The sequence below is a fragment of the Streptomyces sp. RKAG337 genome (assembly GCF_023701715.1).
In the GTDB taxonomy this organism is placed as follows: Bacteria; Actinomycetota; Actinomycetes; order Streptomycetales; family Streptomycetaceae; genus Actinacidiphila.
Window position 1 is genome coordinate 3,822,205 of record NZ_JAJOZA010000001.1, and the last position, 24,655, is coordinate 3,846,859.

At 70.8% G+C, this 24,655-nt stretch carries 22 protein-coding genes and 3 tRNA genes; 13 read left to right on the plus strand and 12 right to left on the minus strand.

The features are described from left to right. Nucleotides 1-184 precede the first annotated feature (184 nt). Nucleotides 185-874, minus strand: a complete 690-nt coding sequence (locus LNW73_RS16950) for a hypothetical protein (protein WP_250990487.1) — start codon at nt 872-874, stop codon at nt 185-187. A gap of 188 nt (nt 875-1,062) precedes the next feature. Between LNW73_RS16950 and LNW73_RS16955 the strand changes: the two genes are divergently transcribed. From LNW73_RS16955 to LNW73_RS16970, 4 genes are all read left to right on the plus strand, one after another. Then, a tRNA-Ser gene (locus LNW73_RS16955) sits at nt 1,063-1,153 on the plus strand. Nucleotides 1,154-1,355: 202 nt separating this feature from the next. Then, a tRNA-Arg gene (locus tag LNW73_RS16960) sits at nt 1,356-1,428 on the plus strand. A gap of 131 nt (nt 1,429-1,559) precedes the next feature. Further along, nucleotides 1,560-1,633: transfer RNA gene (locus LNW73_RS16965), tRNA-Met, on the plus strand. A 97-nt stretch (nt 1,634-1,730) separates the two neighbouring features. Next, a complete protein-coding gene (locus LNW73_RS16970) occupies nt 1,731-2,093 on the plus strand; it encodes an MmcQ/YjbR family DNA-binding protein (protein WP_250980232.1) in 363 nt (120 codons plus the stop codon). Nucleotides 2,094-2,157: 64 nt separating this feature from the next. Here LNW73_RS16970 and LNW73_RS16975 read toward each other — a convergent pair whose 3' ends face one another. Both LNW73_RS16975 and LNW73_RS16980 read right to left on the minus strand, forming a co-directional pair. Then, complete coding sequence (locus LNW73_RS16975) at nt 2,158-3,033, minus strand: MEDS domain-containing protein (RefSeq protein ID WP_250990488.1); 876 nt, start codon at nt 3,031-3,033, stop codon at nt 2,158-2,160. Between the two features lie 241 nt (nt 3,034-3,274). Beyond that, complete coding sequence (locus LNW73_RS16980; protein ID WP_250990489.1) at nt 3,275-4,168, minus strand: LLM class F420-dependent oxidoreductase; 894 nt, start codon at nt 4,166-4,168, stop codon at nt 3,275-3,277. 184 nt (nt 4,169-4,352) lie between these two features. Between LNW73_RS16980 and LNW73_RS16985 the strand changes: the two genes are divergently transcribed. From LNW73_RS16985 to LNW73_RS17015, 7 genes are all read left to right on the plus strand, one after another. After that, entirely contained in the window at nt 4,353-5,096 is a 744-nt protein-coding gene (locus LNW73_RS16985; RefSeq protein WP_138356286.1) for a response regulator transcription factor, read from the plus strand. Continuing rightward, complete coding sequence (locus LNW73_RS16990) at nt 5,093-6,679, plus strand: sensor histidine kinase (protein ID WP_250990490.1); 1,587 nt, start codon at nt 5,093-5,095, stop codon at nt 6,677-6,679. Before LNW73_RS16985 ends, LNW73_RS16990 begins: the two co-directional genes overlap by 4 nt. Before the next feature lie 25 nt (nt 6,680-6,704). Continuing rightward, nucleotides 6,705-8,048 (plus strand): glycosyltransferase, encoded by a 1,344-nt coding sequence (locus LNW73_RS16995; protein WP_250990491.1) that lies wholly within the window; start codon nt 6,705-6,707, stop codon nt 8,046-8,048. Beyond that, nucleotides 8,045-10,312: an ArnT family glycosyltransferase gene (locus LNW73_RS17000; protein ID WP_250990492.1), complete on the plus strand. Its 2,268-nt coding sequence runs from the start codon at nt 8,045-8,047 to the stop codon at nt 10,310-10,312. The genes LNW73_RS16995 and LNW73_RS17000 overlap by 4 nt, the downstream gene beginning before the upstream one ends. Nucleotides 10,313-10,494: 182 nt before the next feature. Further along, complete coding sequence (locus tag LNW73_RS17005; protein ID WP_250990493.1) at nt 10,495-11,970, plus strand: MFS transporter; 1,476 nt, start codon at nt 10,495-10,497, stop codon at nt 11,968-11,970. Between the two features lie 61 nt (nt 11,971-12,031). After that, nucleotides 12,032-12,790, plus strand: coding sequence for a TetR/AcrR family transcriptional regulator (locus LNW73_RS17010; protein WP_250990494.1), 759 nt, complete (start codon nt 12,032-12,034; stop codon nt 12,788-12,790). A gap of 75 nt (nt 12,791-12,865) precedes the next feature. Next, the gene (locus LNW73_RS17015) at nt 12,866-13,330 is read left to right on the plus strand and encodes a PPOX class F420-dependent oxidoreductase (RefSeq protein WP_250990495.1); all 465 of its coding nucleotides are present in this window, start codon (nt 12,866-12,868) and stop codon (nt 13,328-13,330) included. A gap of 24 nt (nt 13,331-13,354) precedes the next feature. Here the strand turns inward: LNW73_RS17015 and LNW73_RS17020 are convergent, their stop codons facing one another. The 4 genes from LNW73_RS17020 to LNW73_RS17035 form a co-directional block, all read right to left on the minus strand. Further along, complete coding sequence (locus LNW73_RS17020) at nt 13,355-14,182, minus strand: YceI family protein (protein WP_250990496.1); 828 nt, start codon at nt 14,180-14,182, stop codon at nt 13,355-13,357. Between the two features lie 310 nt (nt 14,183-14,492). Beyond that, nucleotides 14,493-16,985 (minus strand): MFS transporter, encoded by a 2,493-nt coding sequence (locus tag LNW73_RS17025; RefSeq protein WP_250990497.1) that lies wholly within the window; start codon nt 16,983-16,985, stop codon nt 14,493-14,495. A gap of 11 nt (nt 16,986-16,996) precedes the next feature. Continuing rightward, the gene (locus LNW73_RS17030) at nt 16,997-17,572 is read right to left on the minus strand and encodes a MarR family winged helix-turn-helix transcriptional regulator (RefSeq protein ID WP_250990498.1); all 576 of its coding nucleotides are present in this window, start codon (nt 17,570-17,572) and stop codon (nt 16,997-16,999) included. A gap of 187 nt (nt 17,573-17,759) precedes the next feature. Beyond that, complete coding sequence (locus tag LNW73_RS17035; RefSeq protein ID WP_250990499.1) at nt 17,760-18,695, minus strand: aldo/keto reductase; 936 nt, start codon at nt 18,693-18,695, stop codon at nt 17,760-17,762. A gap of 196 nt (nt 18,696-18,891) precedes the next feature. Here LNW73_RS17035 and LNW73_RS17040 point away from each other — a divergent pair, with 196 nt between their 5' ends. Beyond that, entirely contained in the window at nt 18,892-19,080 is a 189-nt protein-coding gene (locus tag LNW73_RS17040) for a hypothetical protein (RefSeq protein ID WP_250990500.1), read from the plus strand. Nucleotides 19,081-19,117: 37 nt separating this feature from the next. Here LNW73_RS17040 and LNW73_RS17045 read toward each other — a convergent pair whose 3' ends face one another. The 5 genes from LNW73_RS17045 to LNW73_RS17065 all read right to left on the minus strand — a co-directional run bounded on the left by LNW73_RS17045 (nt 19,118) and on the right by LNW73_RS17065 (nt 22,486). Next, on the minus strand, nt 19,118-19,897 hold the full coding sequence (locus LNW73_RS17045; protein ID WP_250990501.1) for a hypothetical protein: 780 nt from the start codon (nt 19,895-19,897) through the stop codon (nt 19,118-19,120). 44 nt (nt 19,898-19,941) lie between these two features. Further along, complete coding sequence (locus LNW73_RS17050) at nt 19,942-20,772, minus strand: RNA polymerase sigma factor SigF (RefSeq protein WP_138356276.1); 831 nt, start codon at nt 20,770-20,772, stop codon at nt 19,942-19,944. 168 nt (nt 20,773-20,940) lie between these two features. Next, on the minus strand, nt 20,941-21,768 hold the full coding sequence (locus tag LNW73_RS17055) for an RNA polymerase sigma factor SigF (protein WP_138356275.1): 828 nt from the start codon (nt 21,766-21,768) through the stop codon (nt 20,941-20,943). A gap of 231 nt (nt 21,769-21,999) precedes the next feature. Then, nucleotides 22,000-22,293: a Dabb family protein gene (locus LNW73_RS17060; protein ID WP_250990502.1), complete on the minus strand. Its 294-nt coding sequence runs from the start codon at nt 22,291-22,293 to the stop codon at nt 22,000-22,002. Between the two features lie 28 nt (nt 22,294-22,321). Further along, entirely contained in the window at nt 22,322-22,486 is a 165-nt protein-coding gene (locus LNW73_RS17065; protein WP_250976621.1) for a hypothetical protein, read from the minus strand. Nucleotides 22,487-23,038: 552 nt separating this feature from the next. Here LNW73_RS17065 and LNW73_RS17070 point away from each other — a divergent pair. Next, nucleotides 23,039-24,097, plus strand: coding sequence for an HNH endonuclease (locus LNW73_RS17070; RefSeq protein ID WP_250990503.1), 1,059 nt, complete (start codon nt 23,039-23,041; stop codon nt 24,095-24,097). The last annotated feature ends 558 nt before the right edge of the window (nt 24,098-24,655 follow it).

The following is a 24,655-nucleotide window of genomic DNA, read 5'->3' on the forward strand; positions in this document are numbered from 1 at the left end:
TGGCCCCGCGCAACCCGCGCGATCGGCTCTCACCGGCGGCCCATCTTGCCGCTGACCCCATGGCATGTCACTAGAGCGAGTGTACGTGCAGCGGTTGGCCGAGCGGCCGCGGATGCCCATGTACCCCTGTGGGATTCGGTGTTCGAGCGTGTGCGGTGCGAGATCGGCCCTGGTGTGGCGTGCGTCACGCACCTCCGGTGGCGGCGGGCAGAACCGGTGCCATCCGGTTCCACCGGGCGACCTCGCAGCCGTTGGCCCGGCTGTACTTCTGTGTGACGGCCGCGCCGTGCCAGGTCCCCGTGACCTGCGCGGTCTGCGATCCGCCGTAGATCATCGAGCACATCTGGCCGGCCGGAACGGGACCCACGGGGCCGCCCAGCCGCTCCAGCTGGTCGCAGGAGTCCGCCACGGACCTGGCCGGCCCGACCGGAGCGGGGAGGGTGGCGGGGGCGGGGAGCGGAGCGGGAAGCGTGGAAGGGGCGGGGAGCGGAGCCGGGAGCGTGGTGGGGGCGAGGGGCTCCGGTTCGGCCACCGGGGCGCCGGAGGTCGCGGGACCGGCCGACGGGTCCTGGTCGGGTCCGCAGTCCAGCCTGCTCGTGGTGACCTTCCCGGTGCCGTCGTCGACGGTGACGGTCAGCTGGTTGTTCCCGGCGGGAGCCGGCGGCGCGAGGAGCGCGGCAGCGGCGGACGCGGAGGGCGTCGCGCCGGCGTCGGTCGCCAGGAGCAGCGGCAGCCCGGCGGCGAGCACCACACCGAGGACGGCGGCGAGCGGCAGCCGCGCTCCGGGCCGGCGGCGGGCGGCGGGACGGGGCGCGAGGTGGGGCGCGGGGTGGGAGAGGGGGCGGTCGAGGGGGCCGGGGCCGTTGAGTCGCATGCCCCAGTCCCTACCGTCCCGCGCGCCGCTTTCCGCGCAACCCACCCGAACGTGGGCGAGCCACGCCTGGAGGGCGCGCATCCTCTTTGCCCTGCACGCCGACGGGCTTGTACCCTGGTCTGCGATTGGTGACAGCCTGCCGGGCTGTGCCATCATCTGCACACGCCCTCGCTCGCGCGGGTGTGTCTGGAGGCTTCGCCTAGTCTGGTCTATGGCGCCGCACTGCTAATGCGGTTTGGGACTTCAATCCCATCCGGGGTTCAAATCCCCGAGCCTCCGCTCGTTTCCGGAGCCCCGGTCGTCCCAGGACGGCCGGGGCTCCGTTGCGTGTCCCCGGCTCCGGGTGTCCCTCACCGGTACCTCGTCAGATGCTGTTTTCGCAGCTCAGATGGGGTGCGGGCAATGGATTTCACCTGAAGCCGCAGGTCATGTAATGTTGTTCCCGCAACGCCGACCGGTGAGAAAACGCCGGAAAGCACAAGCACTCGTAGCTCAACGGATAGAGCATCTGACTACGGATCAGAAGGTTGCAGGTTCGAATCCTGCCGAGTGCACTCAGGTCAGGGCCCCCGAGGAGATCGTCTGAGGGGGTCCTGGTTTGCTTTTCGGAGCAATCCGGAAAAACCGCGTCGAGCGGGACTGGTAGTTGAGGGTCCCGCGGATGGCGTAGTGTTCAGTTCAACGGCGCGGGGTGGAGCAGCTCGGTAGCTCGCTGGGCTCATAACCCAGAGGTCGCAGGTTCAAATCCTGTCCCCGCTACTACGGCCAGAGGCCCGACACGAAAGTGTCGGGCCTCTGGTGTTTCCCGTCCCGTGGGTTGTCATGAGCGGGCGCTAGTGTCGGCCGGATGGTGGCGATGACTGCGCGGGGGCTGAAGGCGGCGTGTCTGGCGATGCCGGGCGCCGAGGAGGAGTTCCCGTTTCCGCGGAACCCGGATCTGTCGGTGTTCAAGGTGGCTGGGAAGATCTTCGCGTTGAGCGTGCTGGAGGCCGAGCCGCTCAAGGTGAGCCTCAAGTGCGATCCGGAGATCGCCGAACAGCTGCGGGCGGAGTACCCGGCGGTCATCCCGGGCTACCACCTCAACAAGCGGCACTGGAACACGGTGACGGTCGACGGGTCGCTGCCGGTCCGGATGGTGCGGGAGATGATCGAGGACTCCTACGACCTGGTGGTGGCGTCGCTGCCGCGCGCCGTCCGGCTCACCTACGACGCGCGCTGAACCGGCACCGCCCCGGCTGCCGGCCCGCCCGTCAGCCCACCCATCGGCCCGCCTACCCGCCCGGCTACCAGCCCGCCTCGACGTAGAGCGTCAGTTGGCGGACCTCGCCCGCGCCGCACAGCCGCAGCACGCGGGCGTGGGTGGCCGGGCAGTGGACCGCGAGCCTGGCCGTGGCGGGCAGGCCGGCGGCGAGCCGGATGAGGGTCGTGGCGCAGTGGGCGTCGATGAACGACAGCGCCGTCAGGTCGACGAGCCGCGGGGGCGGGCCCGGTCCGCCCAGGGACCGGAGCAGCTCCGTGTCGAACTGCTCCCGGGTGGCGAGGTCGGCGTTCCCCGCGAGGTGCAGGATGGTGCCGGTCCTGGTGATGTGCAGGGCGTCGAGGGACTGCAGGACCTCGGTGGGGTGGGAGGCGCCGACCCGGCACATCAGCTCGGGCGGGAACAGCCGGCGGTCGTACTCGCAGATCGCGGTGAAGCCGATGTCGGCGAAGAGCGGGGTGAGGCCGGTCTCGTAGTCGATGAGCTCCTCGTGGTCGACGCCGGGCTCCAGTGCCCAGGACATGTCGCCCACGGCGCGCAGCCCGCTGAAGCCCATGACGCTCGCGTTCTCGGTGAAGTCCAGCCAGGTCGCGGCCCGGCTCTCGGCGTCGAAGCCGCGCTCCGGGTCGTAGCCGGGGGTCTCGTTGATGACGAGCAGCCGCTCGTCGCGCAGGGCCTGGGCGGCGGGCACGCCGTGGTCGGCGAGGCGGGCGGCGGCCTTCCCGGGGGTGGTGCCGCGGTCGACGAAGAGGATCACCCGCTCGCCGCGGAGCAGCCCGGCCTCGGTGAAGGCGGCCCGGACCGCCCAGCGGGCCCGGTGGCTGTCGAAGCCCAGACAGGCGTGATCTCCGGAGGCCATGCGGTCGACGGAGACGGTGTAAGGGACGGCGCCACTGTCCATGCGGCGAACGTACCTCCGTTTGTCGCGGGGTGGAGGTGCGGGGATCGGTTTCGTACGAATACGACATGATGCGTTTGAGTGGGCGTTGACAACTACCCTTGTTTGTCACAAATATGACGATTGATCACATACCGGACAAACAACGGCAGTTGATCAACTCACCAACTCCGCGAACTCGGTTGATCAACACCACTGAACGCTCCGTCAGTTGTGGAGATCGGTGCGCCGGATGCCGTCCGCGTCAGGCCAACACCTCCGCCAGGCGCCGCCATTCGGCGCGGGGCAGCACGGATCGGTCCTGGTCGGTGACGATTTGCAGGGCCACATGGTCAGCACCCGCCGCGTGGAAGGATTCGATTCGCTGCCGGATGCGATCCTCGTCGCCCCAGGCGAAGACGGTGTCGATCAACCGGTCGCTGCCGCCGCCGGTGAAGTCCGCCTCCTCGAAGCCGAGTCGGAGGAAACTGTTGGTGTAGTTCGGCATCGCCAGATAGCCGGCGAGATAGCCGCGGGCCGTCTCGCGGGCCACGGCCGGGTCCGTCTCCAGCACGACCTTCAACTCGGGTGCCAGCAAAGGGCCGTAGCCCAGCAGCGAGCGGGCCTGCTCGGTGTGTTCCGGCGTGACGAGATACGGGTGCGCGCCACCCGCCCGGTCGCGGGACAGCTCCAGCATCCTCGGACCCAGCGCGGCCAGCACGCGCCGCCCGGCCGGCACCGGTACGGGCGCGGCGTCCAGCGCGTCCAGATAAGCCACCATCGCCGAGTACGGGCGCCGGTAGCGGTCGGCGAGCTGTGCGTGACTCACCCCGAGGCCGAGCAGGAAACGGCCCGGGTGGGCGGCCTCCACCGCCGCCGTGCTCGCGGCGACCGCGTCCGCCTCGTGCTCCCAGATGCTGAGGATCCCGGTGGCGACCGCGATCCGGGGCGCCGCGCCGAGCACCCGGGCGGCGTGCTCGACGGAGCTGCTGCCGCCCAGCCAGATCGCGCCGAAGCCCAGCTCGTCCAGTTCGGCCGCCGCCTCGGCGATCTCGCCGCGCAGCGCCGGGTCGTCCGAGCGCAGCCCGGCGTTCCAGATGCCGTACCGGCCGACGGATTCCCTGGCGGCCGCGACGCCGCCGCTGTCCTTGCTCCCCATGATCCCGGCTCCCTGGTTCTCGGTGCGTGCAGGCGGCAACCCGGTGACCGACCGCCGTATTCCGGACCCCGACAGACCGCCGCCTGTCTCTCGCCGAGCGTGCCCGAACCCCCACCGGCCGTTTCTCAGGAGATTCACAGGTAGCCGAAAGAATGCTCTCAGGGCCCCCTTCCAGGCTGGTCCCATGCCTTCCTTCCCCGCTGCGGCCTCCGCCGACCTGTCCCGTCCCGACGGGTCCCCGGTGCGTGTCCTCGTCGTCGACGACGAGGCCGCTCTCTCCGACCTGCTGTCCATGGCCCTGCGCTACGAGGGCTGGGAGGTCCGTACCGCGGCCGACGGCGCCGGCGCGCTGCGCGCGGCCCGCGACGCCCGGCCCGACGCCGTCGTGCTCGACGTGATGCTGCCCGACATGGACGGCCTGGAGGTGCTCGCCCGGCTGCGCCGCGACGCCCCGGACGTGCCGGTGCTCTTCCTCACCGCCAAGGACGCCGTCGAGGACCGGATCGCCGGGCTGACGGCGGGCGGCGACGACTACGTGACGAAGCCGTTCAGCCTGGAGGAGGTCGTCGCCCGGCTGCGCGGGCTGATGCGCCGCTCGGGCGCCGCCGCGGCACGGAGCGAATCCATGCTCGTCGTCGGCGATCTCGTTCTGAACGAGGACAGCCACGAGGTGTACCGCGGCGACGACTCGATCCATCTCACCGCCACCGAGTTCGAGCTGCTGCGCTTCCTGATGCGCAACCCGCGCCGGGTGCTCAGCAAGGCGCAGATACTCGACCGGGTCTGGTCCTACGACTTCGGCGGCCAGGCCAATGTGGTGGAGCTCTACATCTCCTACCTGCGGCGCAAGATCGACGCCGGACGCGCCCCGATGATCCACACCCGGCGGGGGGCGGGGTATCTGATCAAGCCGGGCGAGACGGCGTGAAGGCCCCGCGCCGGCGGCCCTGGTCCCTGCCGGGCCGCCCGTGGTCGCTCCGGCGCCGGCTCGTGGTGTCGTCCGTCGCCCTGGTCGCCGTCGTGTGCGCGGTGATCGGCACCGTCACCGCCATCGCCCTGCACACCTATCTGTACGGGCAGCTCGACACCCAGCTCGCCGCCGTCGCGCACCGCGCCGAGGGCCCGCCGCCCGGCTCGAACCCGCTGCCGCACCTGCGGTCCGGCAACGACCTGGGCTTCGTCATCGGCGGCGGTCAGCCGCTCGGCACGATCGGCGCCAAGGTCAGCGGCGGGCAGATCACCGAGACCGCGCTCAGCGCCCAGCGGGAGAGCAGCGAGTCCGGGCCGCAGGTCACGCCCGAGTCCCTCGACGCCGCGCAGACCGCGGCGCTGGGCAGCCTGCCGCTCGACGGCGCCGCGCACAGCATCGACGTCCCCGGCCTGGGCACCTACCGCATGCAGTCGGTCTCGACGCAGAACGGCACGTACCTCGTCGGCATCCGGGCCTCCGGCGCGCAGGACACCCTCAACACCCTCGTCTGGGTGGAGGTGTGCGTGACCGCCGCCGGTCTCGCGGCGGCCGGGCTCGCCGGGACCGCCCTGATCCGGATCTCCCTCCAGCCGCTGCGCCGGGTCGCCGCGACCGCCTCCCGGGTGTCGGAACTGACCCTGCACCGGGGTGAGGTGGCGCTCCACGAGCGGGTGCCGGAGGCGGACACCGATCCGCGCACCGAGGTGGGACAGGTCGGGGCGTCCCTCAACCGGCTGCTCGGGCACGTCGGTTCGGCACTGCACTCCCGGCAGGAGAGCGAGATGCGGGTCCGCCGCTTCGTCGCCGACGCCAGCCATGAACTGCGGACGCCGCTCGCCTCGATCCGCGGCTACGCGGAGCTGACCAGGCGCGGCCGGGAGGACGTCGGCCCCGACACCCGGCACGCGCTGGGCCGTATCGAGTCCGAGGCCGGACGGATGACGTCGCTGGTCGAGGACCTGCTGATGCTCGCCCGGCTGGACGCGGGGCGGCCGCTGAGCCTCACCGGGACGGATCTGTCACCGCTCGTCGTGGACGCGGTCAGCGACGCGCGGGCGGCCGGGCCCGACCACGTGTGGCGGCTGGACCTGCCCGACGAGCCGGCCACCGTGCACGGGGACGCCGAGCGGCTGCAGCAGGTGCTGGCCAACCTGCTGGGCAACGCCCGCACCCACACCCCGCCGGGCACGACCGTGACCGCGCGGGTCACCGGTGACCGGAACGACGGGGTGCTGCTCCAGGTGGTGGACGACGGTCCCGGTATCCCGCCCGACCTCACCCCGTACATCTTCGAACGGTTCGCCCGCGGTGACGCCTCGCGGGCCCGGGGTGCCGGATCCGGTTCCACCGGTCTGGGGCTGGCGATCGTGTACGCGGTCGTCGCGGCGCACGGCGGCCGGGTGTGGGTCGAGAGCGTCCCCGGCCGCACCGCGTTCACCGTCCAACTTCCGTCTCCCGTAAGGAAGCTGGCAGCGGGGGGCGCGGCAGCGGACGTGCCGCAGGACTCACAGCAGGGCCTCAGGTTCACCACAAGGTCGTGACAGCGCGGCGGTGGAGCGTCGGGGTATGCGAACTCACCTCGGCACTCTGCCGTCCCGGCAGCACCTGCCGGTCGCACACAGCGACCCGGTGCTCGACGTCGTGATCCCCGTCCACAACGAGGAGAACGACCTGGAGCCCTGTGTCAGGCGGTTGCACGCGCACCTGGCAGGCACCTTCCCCTACCCCTTCCGGATCACCATCGCGGACAACGCGAGCACCGACCTCACGGAGGCCGTCGCGAAGAGCCTCGCGACGGAGATCCCCGAGGTCGAGTCCTTCCGGCTCGACCAGAAGGGGCGCGGGCGGGCCCTGCGGGCCGTCTGGACGGAGTCCGAGGCGCCGGTGCTCGCCTACATGGACGTCGATCTGTCGACGGACCTGAACGCGCTGCTGCCGCTGGTCGCCCCGCTGATCTCCGGCCACTCCGACCTGGCGATCGGCTCCCGGCTGGCCCGCAGCTCCCGCGTCGTGCGCGGCGCCAAGCGCGAGTTCATCTCCCGCACCTACAACCTGATCCTGCGCGGCTCGCTCGCCGCCCGCTTCTCCGACGCGCAGTGCGGCTTCAAGGCGATCCGCAAGGACGTCGCCGAGCGGCTGCTGCCGATGGTGGAGGACACCGGCTGGTTCTTCGACACCGAGATGCTGGTGCTCGCGGAGCGCGCCGGACTGCGGATCCACGAGGTGCCGGTCGACTGGGTCGACGACCCCGACAGCACCGTGGACATCGTCCGCACGGCCGCCGACGACCTCAAAGGGGTCTGGCGGGTGGGCCGGGCGCTCGCCACCGGCGCGCTGGCGCTCGACCGGCTGCGCCGGCCGTTCGGCGACGATCCGCGCGACCGCGAACTGGGCGGTGTGCCACCGGGCCTCGCCCGCCAGCTGGTCGGCTTCTGCGTCGTCGGGGCGCTGAGCACCCTGGTCTATCTGGTGCTGTACTCGGGCTTCCGGCTCGGGCTCGGCTCACAGCCCGCCAACGCGGCGGCGCTGCTGGTCTCCGCGATCGGCAACACCGCCGCCAACCGCCGGCTCACCTTCGGCGTCCGCGGCCGGGAGCAGGCCGTCCGCCATCAGGCCCAGGGCCTGGTCGTCTTCGCGATCGGCCTCGCCCTGACCAGCGGCTCGCTGGCCGCCCTGCAGACGGCGAACACCCACCCCTCGCACGGCACGGAGCTCGCCGTCCTCATCGCCGCCAACCTCGCGGCGACGGTGCTGCGCTTCCTGCTCTTCCGCGCCTGGGTCTTCCCGTCCGGAGCGGCCCCGTCCGACACCGGCCCCACTGCCACCCCCACTCCCACCCCGACCCTCACCCCGACCTACGACTACGACTACGAATCCGACTACGACTCCGACCCGAGGAGCGCACGATGACCGCGCCGTACAGCACCCCGGCCGGCCTCCCGGCCGGTCCGCCGCCACCGCCCGACGACCTGCCAGGACCGGTGACCCGGACCCCGGTGCCCGAGCACGCGCCGCCGCCCGGCGGGCACCGGGCGGCCGCTCCGTCCGCTCCGGCCGCTCCGTCCGGTCCCCGGGGCTTCGGGGCGCGCGTCTGGCGGGGCCGGGCCGAGGACGCCCGCTGGGTGCGTCCCGCGTTCCTGGCGCTGCTGGCCGTGACCGCCGCGCTGTACCTGTGGGACCTGAGCGCGTCCGGATACGCCAACTCCTTCTACTCCGCGGCCGTCCAGGCGGGCAGCGAGAGCTGGAAGGCGCTCTTCTTCGGCTCGTCCGACGCGGCGAACTCGATCACCGTCGACAAGCCCCCGGCCTCGCTCTGGCCGATGGATCTCGCCGTCCGGATCTTCGGCCTCAGCTCGTGGTCGATCCTGGTCCCCGAGGCGCTGATGGGCGTCGCGACGGTGGGCGTGCTCTACGCCGCCGTCCGCCGCCGCTTCGGCCCGGCCGCCGGTCTGATCGCGGGCGCCGTACTGGCGGTCACCCCGGTCGCCGCGCTGATGTTCCGCTTCAACAACCCGGACGCGATGCTCGCGCTCCTCATGACGGCCGCCGTCTACTGCGTGCTGCGCGCCCTCGAAGGCGCCCGGACGAAGTGGCTGGTGTGGGCCGGCGTCGCCTTCGGCCTCGCCTTCCTGACCAAGACGCTGCAGGCGTTCCTCATCCTTCCGCCGCTCGCAGTCGTCTACGCGGTCGTCGCGCCGACGGCCTTCCGCAGGCGCATCGGCCAACTGGCCCTGGCAGGGCTCGCGCTGGTCGTCTCCGGCGGCTGGTGGGTGGCGATCGTCGAGCTGTGGCCGGCCTCGTCCCGCCCGTACATCGGCGGCTCGCAGGACAACAGCTTCCTGTCGCTGACCTTCGGCTACAACGGCTTCGGCCGCATCACCGGCAACGAGACGGGCAGCGTCGGCGGTGGGGGAGCGGGCGGCGGCCAGGGCGGCGGCCAGTGGGGCGCCACCGGCATCACCCGGCTCTTCGACGCCGACATGGGCGGTCAGATCGCCTGGCTGCTGCCGGCCGCGTTCGTCCTGCTCGCCGCGGGGCTGTGGCTGACCCGGCGGGCCCCGCGCACCGACGCCCGGCGCGCCGCGTTCCTCGTCTGGGGCGGCTCGCTGCTGATGACCTTCGGGGTCTTCAGCTTCATGTCGGGCATCTTCCACCAGTACTACAACATCGCCCTGGCCCCCTACATCGCCGCCCTTGTCGGCATGGGCGCCACGCTGCTCTGGGAGAAGCGCACGCACCTCGCGGCGGCGGCCACGCTCGCCGCGACGTCCGCGGGCACCGGGTACTGGGCGTACGTCCTGCTGGGCCGGGCGACCGACTGGCACCCGTGGCTGCGCTGGACGGTGCTGGTGAGCGGCCTGCTCGCGGCGGCCGGACTGCTGCTCGCCGTACGGCTCGGCCGGCGGTTCGCGGCCGCCGTGGCGGGTCTCGGTATCGCGGCGGCGCTCGCGGCACCGTTCGCGTACACCCTGAACACCGTCGACACCGGACACAGCGGCTCGATCGTGACGGCGGGCCCCGCCGTCCAGGGCGGCAGGGGCGGTCCCGGCGGCATGCGCGGCGGCGGTCCCGGCGGCATGCCGGGGCAGGGAGGCCAGAACGGCCAGGGACTGCCCGGCGGCGGCCAGCAGCCGCCGACGGTTCCGGGCGGCGGTCAGAACGGCCAGCCAGGACAGCAGGGCCAACAGGGGCAGCAAGGCGGGCCCGGCCAGGGCGCGCAGGGCTTCCCGCGGGGCGGTACGGCCGGTGGCGGTACCGCGGACGGCGGCACGGCCGGCGGTCGCGGTGGCGGCGGGATGGGCGGGCTGCTCGGCGGCGCCACCGTCAGTTCCGCGATGAAGACGCTCCTCGAGAAGAACGCCTCCGACTACACCTGGGTCGCGGCGGCCATCGGCTCGCAGAATTCCGCCAGCTACCAACTGGCCACCGGTGACCCGGTCATGGCCATCGGCGGCTTCAACGGCAGCGACCCGTCACCGACCCTCGCGCAGTTCCAGCGGTACGTGGCCGAGGGGAAGATCCACTACTTCATCTCCTCCTCCGGCGGCATGGGCGGCGGGATGGGCGGCCAGGGCACGTCCTCGGCGATCACCACCTGGGTCACCTCCGCGTTCACCGCGAAGACGGTCGGCAGCACCACGGTCTACGACCTGACGAGCCCCGCGAAGAGCTGACGCAGGGCCATCGAGAGAGCGATCCAGCGACCGATCGAGAGGACGATCGAGAGGGACAGGGCGGTATCCGCAGGCTTCCTGACCTGCGGACACCGCCCTTTCCGCGAAATCTCTTGTACGGCGTACAAGGTCGGCTGTACGGTGTACAGCGCATCGCCCCGTACACCGTACAAGGAGTCCGCTTGCCAGCCACGGCAACCACCGCCACCCCGCGAGCAGCCACGGAACGCCACCCCCAGCGCTGGCTGATCCTCGGCGTCATCTGCCTCGCCCAGCTCACCGTGCTGCTCGACAACACGGTCCTGAACGTCGCGATCCCCTCCCTCGGCACCGAGTTGGGCGCGACCACCTCCGACATCCAGTGGATGATCAACGCCTACGCGCTCGTCCAGTCCGGCCTGCTGCTCACCGCGGGCAGCGCCGCCGACCGCTACGGCCGCAAGCGGATGCTGCTCGTCGGCCTCGCGCTCTTCGGCGCCGGCTCGTGCAGCGCCGCCTTCGCGCACTCCGCCGGGCAACTCATCGCGGCCCGTGCGGGCATGGGCATCGGCGGCGCACTGCTGATGACCACCACCCTCGCCGTCGTCGTCCAGATATTCGACGACGAGGAACGACCGAAGGCGATCGGCCTGTGGGGCGCGATCAGTTCGCTCGGCTTCGTCGCGGGACCGCTCATCGGCGGGGTGATCCTCGATCACTTCTGGTGGGGGGCGATCTTCCTGGTCAACATCCCCGTCGCGCTGCTCGGCCTCGCCGCCGTCGCACGGCTCGTCCCCGAGTCGAAGAACCCGTCGGGCGACCGCCCCGACCTCCCCGGCGCGCTGCTCTCCATGGTGGGCATGACCGGCATCGTCTACGCGATCATCTCCGGCCCCGGGCACGGCTGGACCTCGGCCGACGTCCTGCTCCCGGCCGTCGCCGGCTGCGCCGGGCTCGCCGCGTTCGTCCGCTGGGAGCTGCGCACCCCGCACCCCATGCTCGACATGACGTTCTTCCGCGACCGCCGCTTCGTGGGCGCCGTCGCGGGCGGCATCCTCGTCTCGTTCGGCATGGCGGGCTCGCTCTTCCTGCTCACCCAGCAACTGCAGTTCGTGCTCGGCCACACGCCGTTGGAGGCGGGGCTGCGCACCGCGCCGCTCGCGCTGAGCATCGTCGTGCTGAACCTCGCGGGCGTCGGCGCCCGGCTGCTGGCGAAGGCCGGCACCCCGGTCGCCATCCTCGCCGGGATGACGATGCTCGCCGCCGGCCTGGCCGTCGTGGCGCTGCTCGGCGGCCACGGCTACCCGGGGATGTGCGCGGGCCTGGTCCTGATGGGCGCCGGTATCGCCTTCGCGATGCCCGCCATGGCCAACGCGGTCATGAGCGCCATCCCGGTGGAGCGGGCCGGCATCGGCGCGGGCGTCAACGGAACGCTCACCGAATTCGGCAACGGACTCGGTGTCGCCGTCCTCGGTGCCGTCCTGGCCTCCTCCTTCGCGGCGGGCTCGCTGCCCGGCGCCCTGGCCGGCGCCGGTACGGCCGCGGAGCGCACCCGGCTGGTGGACGACTTCTCCGCCGGCCTCGAAGCCAGCCAGCTGATCGGCGCCGTCGCCGTACTGTTCGGCGGCCTCCTGGCGGCACTCCTGCTGCGCAGGGCCGAGCGTTCGGAAGCGGCATAGCATCGGGGGCGGGCAGCCCTCAGGCCCGACGACCCGGAACACCCGAAGGGAACCGCCCGCCATGGCCGAGGACAGCCGCGCGACCACGCCCGGGGCCAGCGTGTGGCTGCACGAACGCCCCGCGGGCAAGCGCCGCAGCGAGCAGCCGGCCGGACTGGACCGCGACAGGATCGTCGCGACCGCCGTCCGGCTGCTCGACACGGACGGTCTGGCCAAGTTCTCGATGCGCAAGCTCGCCGCCGAGCTGGGTGTGACCGCGATGTCCGTCTACTGGTACGTCGACAGCAAGGACGATCTGCTGGAGCGCGTCCTGGACGCGGTGCACGGCGAGATCGCGCTGCCGGCCGAGGAGCCGGACGCCGACTGGCGCGACGAGGTGCGCCAACTCGCCGTCGGGTACCGCGCGATGCTGGTGCGCCATTCCTGGACGGCCCACCTGATCGGCGAATACCTCAACATCGGCCCGTTCGCGATGGACTTCGCGAACCTCTCGATGCGCGCCATGGCCCGTTCCGGCCTGGCGGCCGAGCAGATGACCGGCGCGCTCGGCTGCCTCTTCCAGTTCGTCTACGGCTACGGCACCGTCGAGGGCCGGTGGGGCGAACGGTTCCGGGCCAGCGGCCAGGACGAGGACGCGTTCTACGCCGACTGGGCCGGCACCGTCGAGCACCGTCCCGGCTTCGAGCAATCGCTCGACCTGCTCAAACACCGCTCTGCGGCCGTGTCCGTCGCCCAGCAGCGGGAGCGCGACTTCACCTTCGGGCTGGAGTGCGTGATCGCCGGTATCGAGACGATGCGCGACCGGCACCTGCGGACGTGACGACCTGAGGGACTGGGGCCCCGGGGACCGGCGTGCGCACCGGCCCGGCCCGGAGCGCACGGCTAGGGTTTTGCCATGGCTCCCAAAACGATTGCCACCAACACCAAGGCGTCCCTCGACGAGCTGCTGGAGTTCGTCCGCCCACGCCACCGCGCGATCCTGCTCACCACCCGCGCGGACGGCCGGCCCCAGGGTTCGCCGCTGACCTGCGGTGTCGACGACTCCGGGCGGATCGTCGTGTCCACCTACCCGGAGCGCGCCAAGACCAGGAACGCCCGGCGGGATCCGCGTGCCAGCGTCATCGTCCTCTCCGACGACTGGAGCGGGCCCTGGGTGCAGATCGACGGCTCGGCCGAGGTCATCGATCCGCCGGACTCCGTCGAGCCGCTCGTCGAGTACTTCCGCAACATCTCGGGTGAACACCCGGACTGGGACGAGTACCGGGCCGCGATGATCGAGCAGGGCAAGTCGCTGATCCGCATCACCCCGGAGCGCTGGGGCCCGATCGCGACCGGCGGATTCCCGGCCCGGCTGGCGTAACGCCACCGGCACTCCGCCTCCGGGCTACGCCCCCGGCAGTTCGGTGCCGCGCACGGCCTGGACGGCGAGTTCGACCTTGAGCGTGGTGCCGATGGCGGCGATCCCGGCCTGGACGACCTGGTTGTAGTTCATCGCGAAGTCGGCGCGGCGCAGCTCGGTGGTGGCGCGGAAGGCGGTGCGCACCCCGCCCCACGGGTCGGGGCCGGTGCCGAGGTACGCGAGGTCGAGATCGACGGGCCGTGTGACGCCGTGCAGGGTCAGCTCGCCCTGCACGGTCCAGCGGTCCTCGCCGGCCGGCTCCAGGCCGCCCGTGCTGCGGTAGGTGATCTTGGGGTGGACCTCGGCGTCGAGGAAGTCGGGCGAGCGCAGATGCGCGTCCCGCAGGGCGTTGCCGGTGTCGATCGACGCGGCCTCGATGACGGCGTCGACGGACGACGCGGCGGTCCGCCCGTCGATCTCGATCCGCCCGCCGAACACGGTGAACCGGCCCTGCACGCTGGAGATCCCGAGGTGCTGGGCGGTCGCGGTGACCGAGGAATGTGCCGGGTCGATGGTCCAGGTGCCGGGCGGCGGCAGTTCCACGCCGCCCGCGCGGGAGAGCGTCACGGTGCCCGCGTCGGCGGAGCCCGACGCGGTGACGATCGCGGTCGAGGCGGCCGGCAGATAGCCGATGGCGGTCACGATGGCGGTGTAGGAGCCGGCGGGCAGCGGTCCGGTACGGACCACGCCGTCGGAATCGGCTTCCCGGCGGTCGACTTGACTGCCCGTCATATCGGTGACGGTCAGCACCGCGTGCGAGACGGCCCAGCCGTCCCTGGTGCGTACGCGGGCCCGCAGGCCGTGGCTGCTCATCGAGGTTCGCCTCCCGTGACGTGCCGGTGTCCCGTAGGTCCGGCCGTGGTGCTCTGGTGCTCTGGTGCTCTGGTGCGGTGCCGCGGTGGTGCCGCGCTGCTGTCGATCGCCGGGCGGGCCCGTTCGACGGAGCCCGCCCGGCGAGGGGATCCGGTGCGACGGCCTCGGCCGTCCCCTGCTCCGGCCGTCGCTCGGATCCCGATCCCTCCGGACCGGCCCGCACCTCTCCGCAAGGCACGCGGGCCGACCGTCCGGAAGCCTGTCCCCCGAAGTCCGCAGTCCGCAGTCCGGGGGCCGGGGGCCGTGCCCGTTACCCCTCGGGGTGGTTGAGCTCGACGTCGAACTCCTCGGCGCCGCGCCCCTGCACGCTCAACGCGGTGGCCAGCGGCGGGTAACCGCTCGCGACGAGTGAGTACTCGCCCGCGTCGAGGTCGGTGAACGCGTACGCGCCGTCCGCGCCGGTGGTCGTCGTGCCGGCCACGTTCCCGGCCGCGTCGACCAGGACGACCTTGGCGTCCGGCAGCGGCCGCCGGTCGGCGCCCGCCCGTACGACGCCGCGTACCTGCGCGCCGGGCTGGAGCACGACCTCGACGCGGGTGGCGCCGGTGCCGCCGACCTCGACGGGCAGCGCGGCCGGCCGGAAGCCGGGGGCGTTCACGGCGACGGTGAAGTCGCCCGCGGGCAGCTCGCCGAAGGCGAACCCGCCGCCGTCACCGGTCTTCCCGGTGCCCAGCACCTCACCGCGCACATCGGTCACGACGACCATCGCCTCGACGACCGGCAGGTTGTCGACCGCGCCCAGCACGGTCCCGGCGAGCCCGCCGGCGCCGCTGAGCACCACGTCGAACGACAGGGGCGCGTCGCCGACCAGCACGGTCGACGCCTGCGGCTGGTGGCCGTCGGCCGCCGCGATCAGGACGTACGAGCCGGCGCCGGGCGCTTCGAGGAGATAGCGGCCGTCGGAGCCGGTGACGGACCTGCCCAGCTGCTGTCCCTGGAGCGAGATCAGCGTGACCTTGGCGTGGTTGATGGCCGAGCCGTCGGTGATCCTGACGATGCCGTGCACGGGCGTGCCGCCGTCGCCGGACCCAGCCCCGGACCCCGTGCCGGACTCCGCCACCGGCCGGTCGTCGAGTATCGCCACCGGTGTCATGGCGGCCACCTCCTTGGTGAAGGAGGTCGCGGGCATGGTCACCTCGGCGCCACCGGCACTTCCACCGGCGGCGGCAGCCGCTTCCGCTCCCGCGACCTGCTGCAGACCGCTGTTGGTCTTGAGCGCGACCTCCTTGACGAAGATCACCAGCAGCAGGGCGATCAGTGCGAAGGGTGCCGCGTAGAGGAAGACATCGCCGATGCCCCGCCCGTACGCGCTCTCCACGACGCCCTTGACCGGGGCCGGGAGCTTGGCGACGTCCGGGATGCCGCCGCCGTCCCCGCCCTTGATGCCGAGCGCCGCCAGGCCGTCGGACACCAGGCTCGTGACGCGGCTGCCGAGGACGGCGCCGAGCGCGGAGACGCCGACCGCGCCACCGAGCGAGCGGAAGAACGTGACGAGCGAGCTGGCCGCGCCGAGGTCCGCCGGGGTGACCTGGTTCTGCACGGCGAGCACGAGGTTCTGCATCATCATGCCGATGCCGAGACCCAGCAGCGCCATGTAGATCGCGACCTGCCAGTACGGGGTGTCGTAGCGCAGCAGGCCCAGCGTCGCGGCGCCCGCGGTCAGGAAGACCCCGCCGCCGACCAGGAAGCCCTTCCAGCGGCCGGTCCTGGTGATGATCTGGCCCGAGACGGTCGAGGAGATGAACAGGCCCGCGATGAGCGGGATGGTCATCACACCGGACATGGTCGGGGTCTTGCCGCGCGCCAGCTGGAAGTACTGGCTGAGGAAGACGGTGCCGGCGAACATCGCGACGCCGACGAAGAGGCTGGCGAGCGAGGTGAGGGTGATCGTCTTGTTGCGGAACAGCCGCAGCGGAATGATCGGCTCGGAGGCTTTGGACTCGACGAACAGGAAGACCAGGCCGAGCAGGACGGCGCCGGGCACCATCACATAGGTCTGCCAGGACATCCACGGGTAGTTGGTGCCGCCGAGCGAGACCCAGATCATCAGCAGGCTGACGGCCGCGGAGATGAAGAACGCGCCGGACCAGTCGATCTTGACCTTCCGCTTGACCAACGGCAGGTGCAGCGTCTTCTGCAGCACGATGAGCGCGATGATCGCGAACGGTACGCCGACGTAGAAGCACCAGCGCCAGCCGAGCCAGTCGGTGTCGACGATGACGCCGCCGACCAGCGGGCCGCCGACGGTCGCGACGGCGAAGACCGCGCCGAGGTAGCCGCTGTAACGGCCGCGCTCCCGCGGGGAGATCATCGCCGCCATGATCACCTGGGTGAGGGCCGACAGACCGCCGGCGCCGACTCCCTGCAGCACCCGGCAGGCGATCAGCATGCCGGGGTTGGTGGAGAACCCGGCGATGATCGAGCCGAGTACGTAGATGACCAGGGCTATCTGGATCAGCAGCTTCTTGCTGACCAGGTCGGACATCTTGCCCCAGAGCGGGGTGGTGGCGGTGACCGCGAGCAGGGCGGCGGTGACCACCCAGGTGTACGCGCTCTGCCCGCCGCCGATGTCCGCGAGGATGGTGGGCAGGGCGTTGGAGACGATCGTGGACGACAGGATCGCCACGAACAGGCCGAGCAACAGCCCGGACAGCGCCTCCATGATCTGCCGGTGCGACATGGGGGCCGCGGACCCACCGTGGGCTTCCGCCTCCCGCACACCGGTCGGTGTGGTTGTAGCCATCTTCGTCCTTGTCAGTTCGCGTGTGTACGGGGTGTGTGGGCCGCAGCCGTGCCGACCGTGGTGGCCGGGAGCGCTCCGTGGGCTGCCTGCGCTGCCTGCGCTGCGTGGGCCGTCTGCGCTGCCTGGGCGGTCTGGGCTGCGTGGGCGCGGGGGCCGGGCCGGCAGTCGCCGAAACTCAGGCGCAGCCGGTCCAGCAGGCCGGACAGCAGGTCGACGTCGTCGTCGGACCAGTCGCTCAGATGGGCTGCCAGCACCTCGGCGGCACGGTCGGAAGAGGCGGCCAGCACCTTTTCGCCGTGCGGGTTCAGGCGCAGCAGCCGGGACCGTTTGTCCAGGGCGTCGGGAGTGCGGTCGATCCAGCCGCGCTCGGCGAGATAGGCGACATGTCGGCTTGTCACCGATATGTCGATATCGAGATATTCGGCGAGCCGGCTCATCCGCATCTCGCCGTACCGGCCGAGCACGGTGAGCACCGCGACGGTCGAGGGCGGGGTCTCGGGCGGCAGTGCCCGGCCCACTTCCCTGCCGACGCCGACGACGACGCGCAGCTGGCGAGCGAGCTCCGCGCAGTGCTTCTTCGTCGCCACAGCCCCCGCCGATCGTCGAGTCGTCCAATTGGTTGCCTTGAGCAACTGTAGAGGTCGTTGGTTGCTACAGGCAAATGAATCTGCGCCTCATGCGGTCAAGAATCCCCAAAGGAATCGCCCGTCTCCCGTAAAGCGAGACGGGCGATCCCCCCGATGGGATAAAGGGGTGCTACGTCATATCCGCAGGTCAGACGGACGCGGCCGTCAGCCTGTCCAGCTCCTCGGCCGTCAGCTTCAGATCCGCCACCGCCAGCAGCGCCGGCAGCTGCTCCACGGTGCGCGCGCTGGCGATCGGCGCCGCGACGGTCGGCTGCGCCGCCAGCCAGGCCAGCGCCACCGTGGCGACCTCGGCGTCATGCGCCTGCGCGACCTCGTCCAGCGCCACCAGCACCCGCTGTCCGTGCTCGGTCGCCAGGTACTTCCCCGCGCCGCCCGCCCGCGGGCTGTCCACCGTGACGCCGGCCCGGTACTTGCCGGTCAGGAAGCCCGAGGCCAGCGCGTAATAGGGGACCGACGACAGGCCGTGCGAGGCGACGACCTCGGCCATCGCCCCCTCGTAGTCCGTGCGCTCCACCAGGTTGTAGAGCTGCTGCAGGGCGACGTACGAGGGCAGCCCCTCCCGCTCGGAGAAGGCCAGCGACTCCGACAGCCGCTCCGGGGAGATGTTGGACGCGGCGATCTGCCGCACCTTGCCCTCGCGCACCAGCTCGTCCAGGGCGCCGAGGATCTCCGCGACGGGGACCTGCGGGTCGTCGAAGTGCGTGTAGTAGAGGTCGATGTGGTCCGTGCCCAGCCGGCGCAGCGATGCCTCCGCGGCGGCCCGGATGTTGCCGGCCCGCAGCCCCTTGAAGTCCGGGTGGCTGCTGACCTTGGTGGCCACCACGATCGCGTCCCGGTTGCCGCGGGAGGCCAGCCACTTCCCGATGAGGGTCTCCGACTCACCGCCCGAGTTGCCCGGGACCCATGCGGAGTAGCCGTCAGCGGTGTCGACGAAGTTGCCGCCGGCCGCCGCGTACGCGTCCAGTACGGCGAAGCTCTGCGCCTCGTCGGCCGTCCAGCCGAACACATTGCCGCCGAGGGCGAGCGGGAAGACGTCCAGATCAGATGTTCCGATGCGTGCCATGGGCACCTACAACCGGCCGGGAGCCGGCGGTATTCCTGCGGCGGTGTGCCGGGAGAGGCGCCGGCCGAGATGCCGGCGGACGGGGCTGGAGACGTGACCGGAGACGTGAGGGAGACGTGACGGGAGACGTGGCGTCGGTCTCGCAGGCGCACCCGGGGGTGCCCGGGATTCCGCTTGTTCGCTAGGGTCGGGCAGCATGTCGAACCCTGAGAACAACTACGACCCCGCCGGCGACACCCAGATGTTCCGCGCCTTCGTCGAGGAGCCGCAGCAACTGCAGCAGCAGCAGGCCCGGACCGGGTCCGGCAAGCGCACGGGCCTCATCATCGGCATCGTCGTCGCCGTCCTGGTGATCGCCGGAGTCGTCGCGCTCGCGATGCGCTGACGGCACCGCCCGACAGCCCCGGCCCGGACCGCGTCGCTCACGTAAGGGTGACGTCCCGGGTCTCGATGTGCATGCCCAGCGGAACCCGCCAGGCGTCCACGCAGACCTCCCAGGTCTGCACCTTGGCGGCACCACCCGCCAGGGGCACCGGCACCGGCTTCGTGGTCTCGATCGTCGCCCAGTCGATGCCGAGGCCGCCGATGATGTGGGTGCCGAAGGTGACGTTGCCGGAAGTCGCCGCTCTGCCGCCGGAATTGGTGAAGGTGACCGTCACCTTCTCGCACCACCGGTCCGCGGCCGGAGCGCGCTTCGGCGTGCTCACGGTCAGCCGCGCGGGCGTTGCGGGCGGCGTCGTGCCCGGTGGGGGCGTGTGCGGCGGGGTCGTTCCCGGCGGTGCGGGTGCCGTCGAGCCGCCGCCTCCCGGCTGCGACGTCCCCGGTGAACCGTTCCCCGGCGTGCCGGTGCCCCCGGGCGTGCTTCCAGGGGTCGTTCCCTGGCCCCCCGACGAACCGGGAGCCGATCCGGGAGAGCCGGGTCCTGATCCGGATCCTGGGGTCGAGCCCGGTGCGGACGGTGTGCCACTGCCGGGTCCCGGCGGTGCCGGGCCGTCCAGCGGCACCATCACGACCGGACCGACCGGCGGTACGTCCCCCGTCGCGCCGCCCTGCGAGGGACCGACCCCGCCGACCGCCACGTACCCGTCGTCACCAGCCGCTCCGCAGCCGGCCGTCGTCATCGCCAGCAGCAGGGCCACGCCAACCGCCGGGACGGCGAGTGCCGCGCCCCGGCGGCCAGACATCCGTGCTATCGCGACCATCGCGCCAGTCTACTGACGGAACGTCAGCAAGCCAGCGGGCCGGTCTATTCCGCTGTCAGGCCGTCCCGGAGCTGGGCGAGCGTGCGGGTGAGCAGCCGGGAGACGTGCATCTGGGAGATGCCGACCTCCTCGCCGATCTGCGACTGCGTCATGTTCGCGAAGAACCGCAGCATGATGATCTGGCGCTCGCGCGGCGGGAGTTGGGCCAGCAGCGGCTTGAGCGACTCGCGGTACTCCACGCCCTCCAGCGCGGTGTCCTCGTAGCCGAGGCGGTCCGCGAGGGTGCCCTCACCGCTGTCGTCCTCCGGCGGCGGCGAGTCGAGCGAGCTCGCGGTGTAGGCGTTGCCGACCGCGAGGCCGTCGACGACGTCCTCCTCGGACACGCCCAGGCAGACCGCCAGTTCGGCCACCGTCGGCGACCGGTCCAGCTTCTGCGCGAGTTCGTCGCTCGCCTTGGTGAGCGCCAGCCGCAGCTCCTGCAGCCGCCGCGGCACCCGCACCGACCACGACGTATCGCGGAAGAACCGCTTCACCTCGCCGACGATGGTGGGCATCGCGAACGTCGGGAACTCCACGCCGCGGTTGCAGTCGAAGCGGTCGATCGCCTTGATCAGGCCGATCGTGCCCACTTGGACGATGTCTTCCATCGGCTCGTTGCGGCTGCGGAAGCGGGCCGCCGCATACCGAACAAGTGGCAGGTTCAGCTCGATGAGCGTGTCACGCACATAGGTTCGTTCCGGGCTGTCCTGTTCCAGTTCCGCAAGGCGCAGGAACAGCGAACGGGACAGTGTGCGGGTGTCGATGGCTTCGCCGGTGCGTGCATCGATTGGTGCGCTGGTACGGCGCACCTGAGGACTGCCCACCTGAACGGACATGCCACCCCCTTGAGGTCGCGGACGGGTGTCGCGAGCGACGGTTTGTTCCTCCACCTGAATACCGGAGGCCGGGTCGCGACAAACGCGGTTCCTGCAGAATGTCACATGTCGGCAACACGCTGTAGCGCCAAGTCGACATATTTCTGCAGGATGGTTCCTCCCCAAGGGTTACGCTTCGAGCTGGTTTGCGGACCTCAGTCGGGCGAAGCTGCGGGACAGCAGCCGGGACACATGCATCTGCGAGACGCCCAGCTCGGCACTGATCTGGGACTGCGTCAGATTGCCGAAGTACCGCAGCATCAGGATCCGCCGCTCCCGTTCGGGCAGCTGTACGAGCAGATGCCGGACGAGGTCGCGGTGTTCGACTCCGACCAGTGCCGGATCCTCGTACCCGAGCCGGTCCAGCAGCCCCGGAGCGCCGTCGCCCTCCTGCGCGGCCTCCAGCGAGGTCGCGTGGTACGCCCGCCCCGCCTCCAGGCAGGCCAGCACCTCCTCCTCGGCCAGCTTCAGCCGCTCGGCGATCTCCCCGGTCGTCGGTGACCGGCCGTGCAGCACCGTCAGGTCCTCGATCGCCCCGCTCACCTGAACCCACAGCTCATGGAGCCGGCGGGGTACGTGAACGGTCCGCACGTTGTCCCTGAAGTAACGTTTGATCTCCCCCACCACGGTGGGCATGGCGAAGGTCGGGAACTGCACCCCGCGCTCCGGATCGAACCGGTCGATCGCGTTGATCAGCCCGATGGTGCCGACCTGGACGACGTCCTCCATGGGCTCGTTCCGGCTGCGGAAGCGGGCCGCCGCGTAGCGGACGAGGGGCAGATTGACCTCGATCAGCGCGGCGCGTACGCGTGCGTGTTCGGGTGTTCCGGGTTCGAGCCCGGAGATCTCCTCGAACAGCACGGTCGTCAGCGCACGCGCTTCCAGGGCGTTGGTATTGGGCGTACTCGTCCTACTGCGGGCGAAAGTTGTTGACGCCGTTCGGGCCGACACGGACACACCACCCCTCATCGGTCCACTCATCCGGCAAAAGCGGTCATAGCATCACAATTCATGTGCACTGTACGCAAGCACCTAATAACGCCGTGTTGGGCGGTGAGTTGACCTTGACGGGACACGACAAAGCCCCCCGCCCGGTGGGCGGGGGCTGAGCGACAGGCCGTGTGACCGGCCAGGGGACCGGCCGGGACGGGTGTGGGGGCTACCGGGCGGACCGGCGGCCCGGCACCGTCAGAAGGGGTAGTCGGCGATCACCCAGGTCGCGAATTCACGCCACTGGCCCGCCGCCGCCTGGTGTGCCGGGTGCTCCAGATACGTCTTCAGATCGGCGGCGTCCGCGACCGACGAGTTGATCGCGAAGTCATACGCGATCGGCCGGTCGGTGACGTTCCAGCCGCACTCCCACGAGGTCAGCTCGGGGATCAGCCCGCCGAGTTCCTCGAACGCCCGCGCTCCGGCGGCGACCCGGGACTCGTCACGGCCGACGCCGTCGTTGAGCTTGAACAGAACCAGATGGCGGATCACGCGGGACTCCTCACCGGCAGCGCGCCGATCAGTTGACCAGCTCGTGCATGAACGTTCCGATGCCTCTTGCGGCGTTCGAAATGCCCTCGAACCCTACCTGCACAAGATCGGCGGCGCGCGCTGGCTGCGTGATGATCGTGTAGAGCACGAAGACCACGAGTATGTACATGGTGACTTTTTTCGCCTGCGCCATGCCCCTTGCCCTCCCCGGCAGCAGTGGCAGTCCCCTGCCGGCTGTCCCCAGCGTGCGATCGGTGGAGTCTATCCATCGAACGGCCTATTCAGCGGCCCTGCCAGCGGTTCAACCGGCGCTTTAGCACGAAGGTCCCCTTCCTCCTGCCCCCATCGCGCCGCCCGCCCGGACACGCCGTCAGAAGCCGTGAACGACGAAAGCCCCGGCTCGCATGAGCCGGGGCTTTCGTCGTTACTACGGGTACTGCTCGGTACTGCTCAAGAGCGGTAGCGGTGGGATTTGAACCCACGGTGAAGTTGCCCCCACACACGCTTTCGAGGTCTGTGATCGGGTGTACGCCGCAGGTCGGGGGCGGTCCCACCCTGGCCTCGGGGTGCCGGGTGTACGCCCCTGAACCGTCGTGAACGTCAGTGAATGAGACCAGAACTGAGACCGCGCGCCCTCGCGTGACTACCTCGCCTATGTCGTCCTCTGATGGCGGCAAGGCGGCCAGTTGGGTCTGGCCGTCTTCGTCCGGGTGGCGATGTCCTACCTAGCCCGTACCCTCTCGCCATGAATAAGGGAGCCATCTCGCGGGACGACATCCTGAAGACTCTTCAGGAGTACGACGAGCTGGGAGCCGAGGGGTTCCTCGCTCTGTATGAGTACGGAGAAGCCCGCCGGTACAAGATCCTGCATGACGGCAAGGAGTACGACTCCAAAGCCATCGCCGGGGTGGCCCACAAGCACCGTCAGGGCAGACCGCTCGCCCGTGGCGAGTTCAGCGGTGGCTTGCGGCATGCGGTGAGCTGGCTCAAGCGCGAGGGCTTTCGGATTGGGGCGTCGCGCAGCCCCAAGTGGACCCGGGACGAGCTGATCCTTGCTGCCGACGTGGTGGCTCGCAACGGCTGGCGTGCCCTCCCCGCATCAGACCCGCGCATCGGTGAGCTGTCCGAGCTGTTGCAGCACCTCGCCGCCTACCCGCCCGAGGAACGAGCTGCCGAGTACCGCAACCGCAACGGTGCCGCGTACAAGACTCTGAACATTGCCAGCGTCCATCCCAAGTACCTGGGCGACAAGACGAACGGCGGTCAGCTTGATGGCGAGGTACTGCGTGACTTCCTCGACCGGCCCGCGGAAATGGGGCGGGCAGCCCAGTTGCTGCGGGACGGGCTAAGGGCCGGGACCCTTCCGCCGACGCTGCCCGAGGATGATGAGGAAGATGACGAGGAGGCCAGCGCCCCCGAGGGTCGCGTGCTGTACGGCCGACACCGAAGGCGCGAACGAAACAAGGGGCTCCGGAAGAAGAAGATTGCCTCGGTGTTGAAGAAGGGTGGCGCGCTGGCGTGCGAAGCCTGCGGATTCGACTTCGCCGCGGTCTACGGCGAGCGCGGCGAAGGCTACATCGAGTGCCACCACGTTGTGCCCCTGCATGAAGCAGGAGAGGGCACGACGAGACTCGCCGACCTTGCGCTCATCTGCTCGAACTGTCACCGCATGATCCACCGCAGTGCTCCGTGGCCCACGCCATCCGAACTTCGCGCGTCGATTCAGGAACAGCTGCGGATGGCGGGGGTCCCGTTGCCACATCCGCGGGTGGAAGCAGACTCGCCCCTATGTGTTGGTGACTGAGCCCAGGCGGTTTTCAAGACCGCCTGTCTTGGCCGCGCCGTATGCAATGTGACCTGCAGTGATGGACTAGAGGATGGCAATTTTGCTGGTCTGTTGGCCGCAGGTTGGCCAACAGAGCCGGTCGATGCCACCAGTCCGCGATATGCCGTCCGTCGGCGGCAAAGAGGCGAGGGTGCGGTGGCCGCAGATCTGGCAGGCGAGAAGGTTGGGACTTTCCCTACAAGTAGCCACTCCGCATGGCTACTGTCGGTACATGACGTGGTGGCAGGCGGCGCTGTGGGGCTTGACTGGCGGTGCAGCTGCGTCGGTGCTGTCCTTGTCTGCGGCTGTCGTGTCAGCCGGGTACACCTGGCCGTGGCGTAAGGAAGGCGAGCTGGGGCCGCGGCTGTTCGTGTTGACTGGCGGGCTCGTACTGGGGGCCGTGGTGGCGACCGCCGCGCATGATCAGATCAGCGGGCCTTGGCCAGCTTTCATATTTGGCATCGGTGCCCCGGCTACGATCCGGGGCATCCTCTCCGGTGTGGAGGTCTCACCGCTGCCCTCCTCCGTGCCAACTCG